Below are 12895 nucleotides of genomic sequence, written 5' to 3' on the forward strand. Positions count from 1 at the left end.
GCGTCTCGATACAGCTCGCACGCGTTTGCCAACATGATGGATGGCAGCTCACCTTCCTGTGCGCCGTCGAGCGTTCCCGCGGTGATGCGGATGGCGGGCTGGTCGCCAGGAGTTGGTCCGTCGACGCCCATTCTTCGAGGTTTCCGAAGAGGTCTTCCGAGTGCAATCGCGGTCGGAGCGGTCCCTCCCGCAAGCGCACATCTGCCGGACTTCATGGCCGCGCCGGCTGGAGGGGTGGGTGGACGGTGCCCGGATCCGCCGGTGGGTGAGGGGAACACTGCGGGGGTGGTTGAGCTTCGTCGCAGGGGTGCTCGGTTCGAGGCAGAACTGTTGTGCCGCTGCGGGGGAGGACCCGGTATGGCGCCCAGGCGCCGGAAGGGAAGGCGCACCCCGTGGCTGATGAGAACGAGGCCCAGGCAGCGTTCGACAACTTCGTAGCGTTGGGGACCACGGGAACGACCGCGGGACGGCGGGCACCGATGTTGCGGCGACCGAACGAGGTCGGACTGGACTACGGGGACGTGACATTCCCGTCGACGTGGTGTGGTCGGTCACGGTGATGTCGGCGTCCGTGTGGGGGAGGGTTTTGGTCGCGCACGGCCCATCGCGGGTTCCGATGGCGGCGAGGCGGTGGCGTGGGTGGGGAGTGGGGGGCTGGGGGCTGGTGATGGTGGGCCTGTCCGGTCATGCCGAGGGGCCACGATCTTGGTGTTGGGGAGGTGGATGTCCGGGGTTCACGATCAGTGATTCGACTGACAGGTATCAATTGTGGGCATGCGGCGCAAGGTAGCCGAGTGGAGAGAAGAAAATTCTTTGGGCTGAGCCGGTGAAGAAGAATGTTGAGGGCGGGCCGTGTTCGGTTGGCTCGGGAGCGGATGGTGTTCGGGCGGGGGTGCGGATCGATGACGTCGATCGGGTCCTTTTTCGATCAGCTTTGTTCGGGATGCGCGTATCCCGAACAATGCCCCGGCTGCTTTGGCGGGTATCGCTCCGTCGACCTGTCTGGGTCGTGTGCGTTCGTTGGTCGATCGTGGGGTGATCGGGGGCTTCCATGCCGATATCGATCCGGCTGCCCTCGGCTGGGACCTGCAGGCGATGATCGCGGTTCGTGTGCAGGCTGGTGCGCGGCGGCATCCGGGGCAGCTCGCCGAGCAGCTCGCCACCGTGGGTGAGGTGTTGAACGTGTACTTCATCGCCGGTGCCGATGACTATCTCGTTCACGTCGCCACTGCGAGCAGTGAGGAGTTGAGGCGTTTCGTTCTCGATCACCTCAGCGCGCATCCTGCGGTGGCCTCGACGGAGACCATCCTGATCTTCGAGCATGTGCGTCCGCGGCTGCGATCGCTTCGGGTCGAGCAGTCTTCGGGCCGTTGAGGGGGAGCGGAGCTGCTTGGCGATGGATGTGATCAGGTGCGTCGGTCGGAGGTTGTTCTTGCCGGTGGTTGGCGTGTCGTTGTCCTGGCGCTGCTCGCGCGTCCTGTTGTGGGGGGCGGGCGGTGGATGCGGTAGTTGTCGGGGTCGTTGTGGCGTTGTGGTGCGGGCTTGGTCGGCTTCCCCCGGTGTGGGGGCGGCGGAAGGCGTCGTCGGGGATGCGTTCGCGGGCTGGTGCCGGCTTCCTCGGTGCACCGTCGGTGGCGGTGTGCGGGGCGGTGAGGTCGGCGCTGTCAGGCTGCGGTGAGGGCTTTGTTGGGTACGGGTCGGTGGCCGGTCCACTGGTCGTCGCCGGCTGTGACGGCAGGGGTGTGGAGGAGCCGAGGCCTGTGGGGTAGTCCTGGGCGCCCGGGGTCTTGGGCGATGTCGACGATGGTGTGGTCGGGCCCTTGGTTGTCGGGGATGCGGTAGGTGGCGGGTGTGGTGGGGTGATCTTTCGGGGAGTCGAGGTTGTTGGCGGTGGGGGTGCGCGCCGTGGTGCGTGTGGTAGGTGGGGAATGTCGATGTCGATGTCGAGGTTGAGTTCTGCGGTGTGGGCCCGCGGCGGGGGTTGGGGGTGAGGCGGCCGGGGTGGGTGGTCGCGGTGGCGGGGTCGGCGGTCACGGGTCGGGGTGGGGTGGGTGTGCGTCAGGGTTCGGGTGGTATGTGGGTTGTCGGTGTCCGAATTCATCGGACATGCGTTCGTTTTTCTGTGGGGGTGGCGGTTCGGCGCCGGTGGCGGGGTGGGGAAGGCCTTGTTACTGGTGCCGTCACCGCCGCGGGTGTGCGTGATCGTGGGGCGTTGGACGGCAGGTGAGGGGGTGACTGCCGCCAGAGGTTGTGAATATGGTTGGTGCGCACGAGTTATCGGACTCGATGTCGGTCATCAGTTTCTAAGATTATGTGCGCCAATGGCATTCACGCAGTCGGCAACGGAGAGATGGCAGATCACCGCACGCCATCGCGCACCCGGCAAAATCAACCATGCGTGGGTGAGACGCATCGGCTTCGCCGATGCGTATGCCACGTCAACGCCTGCTCACTGCTCGCTGCTCGCTGATCAGTGGGCATGTCCACGCCGCTCCTCTGTTGTGTAAGCGGGCGCACGGCTTGCCGCTGATTGGTCTCCTCCTCGGAAGGAGGATCCCGGTACGGGGGCCTGTGTGACACGGAAGCCGCAAATTGTTCTTTCAGTGCTCCTATCCGCAGGTGGTGCCCCCATCGCTTCACGTGGGAGTTTTTTCGCAGGCGTCCCACGGCATTCCGCTTGGCGGACGGTACACATCCGCCGTACTCCCCGGACGCGGAAGCTGTCCTGGCTCAGTGGATCTGGCGAGATCGCAGCGGCCGTACCTGCTGTTCGCCAGGTCTATTGAGTCGCCGCGGCGACTTCGGAGTTAAAGAACGTGGCGAGCATGGAACTCGGTGCCTCGATTCATTCCCGATCGCGGGTGACCACCTCGGATTCGCCAGGTTCGCTGAGCCGTCCGCCAGATAGACCGCAGCACTCGCCAGATTCACTTGTCCGGTGACACGGGATTGTCCTCGGTGTGGAGCTGTGACCTGGGCCGAGGAATTTTGACTGGCGGGATTCAGGTGTGCCTGTCGGCGTTTCGGGGGTTGGTGACATGGCCGCCGGGCGCTGTGTGCCAGTGAATCTTGCTTGAACCGGCGTGTGTTGCCGTCTGCTCATGCACCGTCGGCAGGCTGCGGTGATTCGCATCGGCCCTGCGACTGGCCTGCCGGCCAGGGTGGGGTGAACACGAACCGAGCAAACTACAGTGGCGAGACAGCCGGGATAAGCAAGATTCACTGGCAAAAAGGAAGATCAACTGCCACAGGACATCACTGAGTCGTCGCCAACTTCACCGAGTCAGGACAAAGCATGTCCCGACTCAGTGAAACTGATGCCGCAACGAAGCTCTGACCAGCGATGCATCAGATAGGCCGCGTCGGCTTCTTCGCGCGGGGCTCGACCAATCTGATGCACATGGAACGGCGGCCTGTTGTCGCGATTCTCCTGGTAACGCAGCAGGCGCCATCGGAGCGCTGGTCAGGGAACTCCGCATCAGATCCACTGCGCCGGGCATCAGTTTGACCGCCGCCGGCATCAGATTCACTGAGTGGACATCAGATGCACCGAGCCAGGACAAAGCAGATGTGGACCGGTCGGCCCCTTGACATGTGCGTTACGCTCCAGACAGCGCATCGAAGAGAGCATGGATGGAGCGAAGCCGCCGTTGAATGATTTTTTTTGCGTCCTGGCAACAACTTCTGATGCGTCCTCGCTGCACTTCCCCAGTGGTTTGTTCCAGGTCCCCAGTGGTGTGTTCCAGGCGTAGATCGCGTCGAACTGCTGATCTCACAGAGCTGACATGTTGACCAGGACCGCCCGTCATCGCCGGTTGCCTGCCACACGAGATCGGTCCTGCGACAAACAGGTCGCTGGGTGCGTCGGGCCACTGCCATTCGCCGATGTCGCATCAACAGTGCACGACTGGTAAACGAACTCTCTTATTGCCTCGAGCGATCACCCCAGGTGAGCGCGTCCGGCGGGTCGGCGGATCGTGCCGGTGAATGGATTGCGCGGACAACACAATTTCCGTTGTGGCGGTAGGAGGGCTACGGGTACCGGGCCGCGAAGTGATCCATGTGCTCACGCACGGCCGGCACGTATGCCTGGGTCTGGCCGAATGGTGGAATCCCGCCGTAGGTGACGACGGCGCCCTCCCCGCCGTTGTAGGCGGCGATGATCAGGTCGGTGACCGCGCCCGTAACGGCCCCGCTGTCGTGATGCGGCCGAAGGTAGTCGGCGATGTGGCAGAGATAGTGCCCTTCCGAGGCGATCGCGTCGTACGGATTGAACGGGTCGGCAGCGTTCGGTGGTTCCGCATTCCCGGCACGATCGAGACCGGAATCGGTACCGAAGGCCTTCCAGGTGTCGGGCATGAACTGACTCAGTCCTTCGGCGCCGCCCTGGTTTACGCCATCGCCCTTGCTGACGGCGTTTTCGTTGAACCCGGACTCTTGCTGGACGATGCCGGCAACCAGAACCGGGCTCACCTCGGGGCACAGTGAACCAGCGGCCGAGACTGCGTTGGTGTATTGCGGCGGGATGCTGCCAGGGGCGAGCTCGGTCTGATCACCGACTTCTGTCGGGCACGGCCCGGTGGTGGTCGTTGCGCCCGGAACAGGGCGGTAGTGGGTGTCGGCGGTCGGCATCCCGCCGCCGACGGTGGTGACGTGCACGTGGTCGAAGTGGTGTGCGGTGTAGCCGTGGCGGTCCTCCATCAGCGACCAGTGGCCGGTGCCATCCCAGTAGCGCTGTTGCCAGATCAGGTACTCGACGTTGAGTGCCACCTTGTTCTGTTGGAGGTACAGGGCGATCTTGTCGCCGAGCGCCTTCCCTTGGGCGCTCGCGGAGTCGGGAATCATGATGTCGACCGCGCGGCCGTCGGGGTGGTCCTGGGCGACGTCGCCGGTGGGGCGCCATCCGCCGATGGTGGTGATCTCGGGGAAGGCCGCCGCGATTGTGCGCATGACGCGGATCGAGTCGATCTGCATGTGCGCTTCGCTGCTTTTGTCGGCGGGCGGCGGCGGTAGCTCTCCACCGGTGGAACGAACTCGGCTTCGGAGGTCGTGCCGGGTGTGCGGCGTCGCTGCGGGCCGGCGGGTCGTCGACGACGGGTGGCTCGGCGGGCGGGGGGTTGCCGCAGGTGCCCTGGGCGGTTCGGTGGGCGGCAGGCGGGCCCCGGGCCCCGGGGCTCGGGGATCGGGGATCGGGGGTCGGGCTGGGTGTTGTGGTGCCGGTTCGGCCGGCGGGGTCGTGGGGGCGTTGCGCATCGCTGCGGCCCGGGAGGGAGGCGGGGCTCCCGGCGGCAGGACCGGCGGCTGCGGCTCGTCGAAGTTCGGGTCGAGCACCGGCGGCGATGTCCTTGTTCGGGCTGATCGGATTTCACCGTCGATCTTCGGTAGTGGATAGGTCGAGGACGGCGGGCCGTGACGCGTCCTGGCGCGGGGCCGGGGCGCTCTGTCCGGGTCTGAGGCGGTCGTGGTACCACCACGTCGTTCCATGCCGCGATGAACACGGAAAGTGCGGGGGTCGGTCGGCGTTGATGTATCGGGTGATCGTGGTGGTGAGAGAGACGGTGAGCGTGAGCATCACGGCCAGTGGTGTGAAGCGTGGAGGGACGTGGATGATCATGCGGGCGACGACGAAGGCCGTGACCGCGATCGTTGCACCCACCGCGACGGCGGAGTACCGGATGCGAGTCGGGAGGGTTCTGCCCGCGGGGGCCGAGGTAGTGCGAGTCCTGGCGGGTAGAGCAGGTCGGTTGTTGTCGATCATGTGCTCACTTCCTTCGAGGATGTGTTCGCAAGGGACGAGCACGCGTGAGGCGTCGACGCCGAAGAGGCTGAGGAAAACGGCCCCGAGCCCGTTCATTGCGTTTTGGCTATCGGCGAGCACGAAGATGATGATCGCGACGAGTGACCGTCCGCCGACTGTCAGCGCCTTCGAGAGGTTGCTCTTGGGGGGCTCCGAGGCGATCGCGCGGACGACCAGCGGGGAAGATCACGGGCGAACGCGTTGTCGCCGATCCGGTCCTCGAGGTTGTTGGTGTTCACCTCGGTTTCCTGAGCAAGAAAGTCACCCCCGATGTGGGTGGGCTTGGGCGAAGCGAGTGCGGCGTCGACGACGGTGGACGCAACAGAGATGGGGTTCTCCTCGGGTCGGATGTGGCGAGAGCACTTGAAAGGTGGTGCGGGCGGCGTGAAGAACAATCGTGTGCCGACGTCAACGGGGTATGTGGATAACTTCCTCTCGGGTAGGGCGTTGCGGTGGTCGTGGGCGCAGCGGGGGTGCGTGCTTTTCGGCCTGGTGAGACACGGATGTGCTGGGCGCGGGTATCGGTTGCGTGGGCGGTGAGGTGTCACGCGTGGACCTCTGACGGGTCGTGTGTGGTTCGGTGTGCGGCGCCTGGCTCATCAGGCTGAGGTGGGGTCCGCCGAGCACCGCAACGGGCCGCCCGGTGGGTCGGTGCCCGGAGAGCCCGGCGGAGGAATGGTGGCGGCAGGGCCGTGGAAGCGCGAAATTCAGCGCTGAAATGTGGTGCCTGACCGACCGTGTTCAGGCGCACACGAGTGCGCGTCTTATTGCCCTCGAAATGGGGATCGAACAAGTGGTGCTGCGGCACCGATCGGAGGGTGCTCTGCCGTGGCATGAGAACGGGCGTCCGAATCGAGCGTCCGCAAAAGCGGGGAACCCCACCCCCTTCGGGGGTCACTCCCCCCGGCCCTTCGGGCCTAGGGGGAGTGTACTACTAGAAATTGCGCCGCGCCAACATATTTCGGGACGCCCATGTCACACGCCTGCGGCGGTGCTGTGTCGACCGCGCAGCGGGGCGCCGGTTCGGCGCGCCCTTCGTGGACTCGCCGCGCCGGCATCGGGACCGCGTCGACCGCCGCACCGACCCTGCCGGTATCGCTCGCGGAGAGGCGTCTCACACGCGTGCTCGGACGTGCTCGCCGCAGTGGTCGAATCACCGTCGAAACGCCCGGAACTCGACCGCTCATTCGACCGCTGATTCGAGCGCTCTGCGGCGGGGGTCCGCGACTGCTGTTCGGAGCGCTGCGGCGGGCGGGTCCGCGGCCGCACCCGCACCGCTCCGGCACCGTGCGGCGAACACCGCCGACACAGCGAACGAGTCCCCCTGGATGCCTGCCTCGCCACGGCGTGCGATGCGGCACACACCGGGTCTCGGTGAGCGGCGCGCGGACCGCTGGGATCCGGGGTCGCCGGGATGCTCTACGTGGGACAGCGACGGGCTCGGGACGATTCCTCGAACGCGTCGCCCGGAAGTTATCCACATACCCCGTTGAACCCGGCGCGCGTTTGTTGCCACAGTGCTCCCGCATCACTCCCGCAGTGGTGTCGGACCGAGCGAAAGGGGCCGCGGTGAACGCAAGTCGTGACCCGGTCAAGGACTGGGTGGTTGAGCAGTACCGCGAGATCTTCGGCGACTGCGACACCGCACGCGCAGGCACGCAGGTCGATTCGGACGCCCGACCCGACGCGCATCGGCCGCTTCACCCCCACCTCACCGATCGCTGTCGCCGGCGCCGGCGCGGCGGTGTACGCGCCACGGCTGCTGCCCGCCGTCGACGGCAACGAGACCGCGACGGGCCTCCTCACACAGCTGCACGGCTACCAGTGGCCTTTGCTCGCTGTCGCTGCCGCACTGTGCGCGCTCGATGTGTCCCGCTACCGCGCGCACAAGTGGACTCAGATGCTCGAATCCGTGGTGCGTCAGACCACCGGTCACCTTCCCCAGAAGGTCACCGTGTCACTGGCTCCCCGGCGACGGACCATCTGCCGGGCGGCGATCACACTGCACCCCGGCACAGTGGTCCGGCCCAAGGCGTTTTCACGAGCTGACCCGGGCAATCGAGGAGGCATGCCCTGGCCGCGGCAAGCGGGAGGTCCGCCTCGAGCATGAGGCGCACAAGAATCGAATCCATACCAGCCGCGCCGAAATCATCCCCGACACTCGCTCCCCGCGGCACAAGGCGCTGCAGGCGGCGCTCGATGCCGGCGCGATCGTCAAAGACGCGAAGGTCACCGTCGACTCGGTCGACGAGTATGGCGTCGAGACCGGCTCGAGAACGGCGTCGAGAGCACGTTCGAGCCGTCGATGAACTCCAGTGCCCGCGGCTTCCAGGCAAAGGTTGACCAAGCCCTGGCATCTCTTGCGGGCGTGCACGAGTCCGGCCGCACGTGGACCACGGAGTGGACCCCTTCGCAGGGCCACCTGGTGATGCGGCTCGTGGCTGCGATGCCGGCCAGGGTGGAGCACCCGTTCGCCCTGGTCGACGAGGACCTGCGGCACCTGCCGTATGCGACCGGCGCGGCGGACCTGACGATGTTCTGGGATGTGTCGACGAGTTCGAACAAGCCGCATTGCGTGATCGTGGGCCCGACCGGCGGTGGCAAGAGGTTCGTGATCCGCACGGTTGCTGACCGAGGCGGCGCGCCGTGGCATCCCGTTCGTCGGCGTCGATCCGAAGATGATCGAACTCGATGCCCCTCGGGGGTTACCCCGGCTGTGGCGCGATCGTGTACGACGCGCTCCGCGCGGCAATGTTCGTGCGCGCGCTGCACACCGAGATGATGGCCCGTAACGCCTACATTCACCACAAGAAGATCGAGGGCTCGCAGCTACCGCTGATGATCGCGGTCCTCGACGAGTTCTTCATTCTGTCCGGCAAGTGGCAGCGGCTGGCGAAGACTGGCGACGACGCGACCCGAGAGCGACTCGAGGAACTCGACCCGCTCGGGGCGTGGGCCGCGTGCTCGGTGTCCAGGCGTTCCGGACGCTTCTCTGTTCGGCGGCGCCAGCGGTCACCCTCGTGACAACCCCCGGGCGCCCGTACCGCGGGTGCGGTGCCGGGGGGCCGGCCAAGCGACTACCGACTAAAAGCCCGGGGAATGCGTGGCCCTTCGGGTGGCCGCCCATACGTGAAGACCGCGGCCGCGTTTGGCATCACCGCCGCCTGCGTTGCCGCCGTGGTGGTGGCGAACGACCCGATGGGCGAGGGCAATCCCGATCCGGCTCAGGCTGCGATGACGGCCGCCGCTGCGATCGGCGAGAACGGACTGCCCACGCTCAACCTGCCCGAACCTGAAAGGGTCGAGGAACCGGAGGCCCGCTGCGGTCGGCGACCTTCGCTGCTCCGGGAGGGCAGTTCGTCATCGCGACCGGTGACAATCGGTGTTTCGCCGCTTCGGATAGCACCCGTGCTCGCTTTCGAGGGCGGGAGCATCGCGTCGTTGACGCGTTCGGGCTTCTCGATCGGCGATGCTCCACCGGACGCTTGGTTGTCCAAAACCGTTGATCTGGTTCGTATTCGGGGTCCGAACCGGGGTTCTCCGTCGTGTGGTGGGGTCGTCGGGATGTCGCGCTGGACGCGCTCGTTACCGGGCGGAGCTCAGGTGCAGGGCGTCGGCGGTGGCTGGTGTCGCGTGCCGGGGCGCGAGGGGTCGGTGCTCGCGGCGGCGAAGTCGGTTGGTGTGTCGTTTGCGGTCGTTTTCGGTCATGCCGCCCCAGATTCCGTACGGTTCGCCCGTCGTCAGAGCGTGCTCGCGGCACTGGATGAGTACGGGGCAGTCCTGGCAGATCTGCCGGGCCCGTGATTCGCGGTGACCTCGGGCGGTACCGCGTTCATTGTCGGGGGAGAAGAACACCGACGGTTCGATACCGCGGCACGCGGCGCTGTCCCGCCATCCTTCGGGTCCGCTCAGGACCTCGTGTCTCGGCATGGATGGGGTTCGTGCGGGGAGCAAGTGCGGTTCCTTTCGTTCCCGAACGGGAGGATCTGTGGGCAGATCCGGACTCAGGAAACTGAATTTTCTGTGTTGTCGATGTGTCGTGGGGTATCGGTTGCGGCTCGTTCCGGACAACAAACCGGGCACCTTGGTTTGACGGGTAGTGCGGATGGCCTGGTGTCTGCGCTAGGCGGTCGAGTGTCCAATCCTCGACGGTGACGGTGACGGTGACGGTGGCGGCGTGGCCCCATCGGGGGTGATGCCGTGTCATGGCTCCCGCCTCGGGAGGCGTGTGGCTCTTGTGCTGTACGTATGCGACTTTCCCCTGCCGGCCACCCGGGGTGGGATGGAGGATTGTCACCCGGTGGAAGCTGCGGTGCCCACCGTGAGGGTCGTGACGCTCGATCAGTTCGAGGACAGCTTTCGGGTGGTGGCCGCTCGCGGCGTCGGCAGGGGCGACTTTCGCCGGTCGGCGAGATCGTCGCCAGGAGAATATGCGATCTGCTCTTCGTCGCCGCGGCGGTTGCCGCGGCCCTTCGCCACAACATCATCGATTGTACGGACCTATCGATCACCAAGGGTTTGAGGGAGAACGGCGATTGTTCCGCGAGCTCGGTCCCCGTGTGAGTCGAGCCGATCCTCGGGTGACTGACCGGCTATCCGTCGCTCGACCGGATGCTCGCGACCGAAACCCCGGTCGTGGCTGCCCGCGACACCACCGGCGGGCTGCGCGTGACGTTCGCGCGGACCTTCCGCACCGTATCCCGAGGTGAAGACGGTGCGCGCCCACGGTCGGAAACCGCTCGATGATCGGTGTCCCTCTCGACCTCTACCTCTGACACCGAAGGGTTGTCCCGTCCCGTCCCGGGTCGCCGAAGCGCCGCCGATGCCGACCGAGGCTGCGGGTGAGACGCAGTGCCCGGGCTGGCAGAGGTGAATACCCGATCGGGTGCGGCGGCAGGATGCGTCGGATTGTCCGACGCGTCGACGACAGCACGGGCATCGTGTCGTTCGCCGCCTGTCCGATCAATCCGGCTATGGCACAGCGCATTCCATGTTCAGTGATGGGATAGTTCCGTCCGGAGGCGCCCGTGATGTTCATGTCGAAGTTGCGGTGACCGTCGAAGGTCCGCAGGCTGCTCGTGGGAACTGGTGCTCGGCGATCGACCGCCCTGCCTCGAGCACGTGACGGGCGAGTCCGGGCGGCCCCGGCTTCGGGTGAGCGGTGCCGTGCTGTGACGCCGACGCGGGCAGTCGGGTCCGCGATCCCGTTCCGGCGTTCGCTGGCCGCGACGCAAGGGGCACCGGATGCGATCGGCCGCTCTGTCGACCTGGCCTGGTGGCACGTGCCCGTCCCCGGTCACTTTCGGGGTATGCAGCCGGATGATCTTCCCGCCGCGAGCGCGGCCTTCACGTGCCGGAGCGCGCTGGGCGAGATCGGTGGAAACGCCTGAGGAGATGTCAAGATTCACAGGCCGTGCCGGTACCCGGCGCCTACCGTGAAGAACCTGAGGCCGCCCGTGCGGCGGGACGTCTAGTTCGGAGCGCGCCAACCGGCCCACGGCGTACCCCTTCGTCACCATCGTCGCGGTGTGGTCAAAAGGGCGCCACCAGGTCAATGCGCCGGCAAGACGCACTGGTGGGTCCCCGGGTTCCACTCGTATCCCACTGCCGAGCGGCGAACCAGGCGGCTACCGGCACGTTCGGAATCGTCGGATCGGGCGAGGGCCGGTGGAATGGCTGTTGAGTGTCTCTGGGGATGACGAACATCGGGTCCGTTCGTCAATCACGTTGCCGATCTGGCTGTCGGCATCGGCGCGGGGTTGATCTTGATGGTCTGCACCGTCGGTGTGACGAGGAACTGATGGGTGCACGGCGAGTCGCCGGCACCATCCCCGTGCCCCCTGGCATTGGTCACCGATGCGATCGGCAGGCGCCCTCGGTGCGCTGGACCGATGCGTTGTCGGCTCGAGGAGTGAACCGGTTGGATAGGGGTATCCGATGCGCGTGCTGCCGCGTGCCCTCGGACGGCAAACCCGCGCGAGAGCCCGGACCCTCCGGCCGCCTGACTCCTCCGGCCGACTGACCCCTTCGGTCGGAGGGTTCCCATCTGGACCTGATCCGCATGCTGATGGAAGACTTGGGGCAGTAGCGGATTCGACCGTGCATTTCGCCAACGGCCGCATCCGGCACCTTTGCGCGGACGAACTCATACTTGGCCGCCGCCGCCCCACCACCGGCGTATCGCGAGATCGCCGATTCGCTCAGTGGCGACGATCCGTTCCACTCGAGGAACCGCCGACGCGGCGTTCCGGTAGCCGGCCCCGGCTGAAGCCGGTCGGCCTCGTAGACGGAAATCGAGCGCCGCGCCAACCTCGAAAATCCTTCCTGCCCAAGGATCGTCTCGACAGGACGGCCTCCACGCAAAATCGCCTCCGGGTAGAGCCGGGACTATTTGCGTTTTCGGGTCGGTAGATGGTGGTGCCGATGACGAGAGCGCGGTTACCTCGACATCGGTCGGTGCGGGGGACGGTCGGGTCGCAGGTATCGGACGTTGCGGGTGCACGCGGTCAGTTCGGAGAGGGCCTGGTGTAGTTGGCCGGTGACGTCCCACACATCGGGGACGAGGTTTCGGCAGGTGATGATGCCGACGTCGAGGTGCCGGCCGTAGGACATGGCGGCGATGGTGATGCCGCCGGCCATGTCGCTGACGGCGGAGACGGGGAAGTTCCCGGTCACCTCGATGCCCGCGGCATACAGCGGCCGAGCAGGGCCGGCGGCGTGGGAGATGATCAGGTTGACCGGTGGCGTGGGCATGGTCAGTGCCCGCAGCGGTGTGCGCGAGATCGGACCGCGCAGTGCTCGCGGCAGCGCGGCACCGAAGTCGCGGACGAGGGTGGCGGGTGCGGCGCGGAAAGGTTGGGGTGCCGCCGTGAGCGAGGTGTGCACCTTGTGCAGGCGGCGGGCCGGGTCGGCTTCGTTGATCGGAAGGGCGATGGGCAGGAGGGAGAGCCGATGGTCGGCGGCCGCGACCTGTGCGTCGGTGCGCCGCGCGATCGGCATGGCCGCGGCCAGCGCCGTGTTTGGCGGGGCATCGTGGTCGATGAGCCAGCGACGCAGCACGGTGGTGCACAGCGCCGTCACCACGTCGTCGACGGTGAA

At 66.5% G+C, this 12895-nt stretch carries 5 protein-coding genes and 3 pseudogenes; 4 read left to right on the plus strand and 4 right to left on the minus strand.

The annotated features are described in order from the left end of the window. Nucleotides 1-392 precede the first annotated feature (392 nt). Together AZG88_RS55300 and AZG88_RS19085 are read left to right on the plus strand one after the other, a co-directional pair. Nucleotides 393-536, plus strand: a pseudogene (locus AZG88_RS55300) (alpha/beta hydrolase); the annotation flags it as partial. Nucleotides 537-826: 290 nt separating this feature from the next. Next, nucleotides 827-1374, plus strand: a pseudogene (locus AZG88_RS19085) (Lrp/AsnC family transcriptional regulator). Between the two features lie 2658 nt (nt 1375-4032). Here AZG88_RS19085 and AZG88_RS19090 read toward each other — a convergent pair. Then, nucleotides 4033-4974 carry a lytic transglycosylase domain-containing protein gene (locus AZG88_RS19090; protein ID WP_231914085.1) on the minus strand — a complete coding sequence of 314 codons (942 nt, stop codon included), beginning with the start codon at nt 4972-4974 and terminating at the stop codon, nt 4033-4035. Between the two features lie 391 nt (nt 4975-5365). Next, nucleotides 5366-5758 carry a hypothetical protein gene (locus AZG88_RS19095; protein WP_231914087.1) on the minus strand — a complete coding sequence of 131 codons (393 nt, stop codon included), beginning with the start codon at nt 5756-5758 and terminating at the stop codon, nt 5366-5368. A gap of 1608 nt (nt 5759-7366) precedes the next feature. On the opposite strand from AZG88_RS19095, the pseudogene AZG88_RS52670 reads away from it, so the two are divergent. After that, nucleotides 7367-8825, plus strand: a pseudogene (locus AZG88_RS52670) (FtsK/SpoIIIE domain-containing protein); the annotation flags it as partial. 557 nt (nt 8826-9382) lie between these two features. Here AZG88_RS52670 and AZG88_RS19115 read toward each other — a convergent pair. Continuing rightward, complete coding sequence (locus AZG88_RS19115) at nt 9383-9727, minus strand: WhiB family transcriptional regulator (RefSeq protein ID WP_061043259.1); 345 nt, start codon at nt 9725-9727, stop codon at nt 9383-9385. A 318-nt stretch (nt 9728-10045) separates the two neighbouring features. Between AZG88_RS19115 and AZG88_RS55600 the strand changes: the two genes are divergently transcribed. Then, nucleotides 10046-10360, plus strand: a complete 315-nt coding sequence (locus tag AZG88_RS55600; protein WP_082764666.1) for a DUF1931 family protein — start codon at nt 10046-10048, stop codon at nt 10358-10360. Between the two features lie 1875 nt (nt 10361-12235). On the opposite strand, the gene AZG88_RS19125 is transcribed toward AZG88_RS55600, so the two are convergent. Further along, nucleotides 12236-12895: WS/DGAT domain-containing protein (locus AZG88_RS19125; protein ID WP_156517538.1), on the minus strand; the 660-nt coding region annotated here is incomplete at its 5' end.

This window comes from Rhodococcus sp. LB1, from assembly GCF_001583455.1.
Lineage (GTDB): Bacteria > Actinomycetota > Actinomycetes > Mycobacteriales > Mycobacteriaceae > Rhodococcus_F > Rhodococcus_F opacus.

Bases quoted from the DNA above. Each gene is read 5' to 3' on its own strand.
- AZG88_RS55600 (WP_082764666.1), top strand. From the start codon at position 10,046: ATGCGACTTTCCCCTGCCGGCCACCCGGGGTGGGATGGAGGATTGTCA.
- AZG88_RS19090 (WP_231914085.1), bottom strand. From the start codon at position 4,974: ATGCAGATCGACTCGATCCGCGTCATGCGCACAATCGCGGCGGCCTTC.
- AZG88_RS19115 (WP_061043259.1), bottom strand. From the start codon at position 9,727: ATGCCGAGACACGAGGTCCTGAGCGGACCCGAAGGATGGCGGGACAGC.
- AZG88_RS19095 (WP_231914087.1), bottom strand. From the start codon at position 5,758: ATGATCGACAACAACCGACCTGCTCTACCCGCCAGGACTCGCACTACC.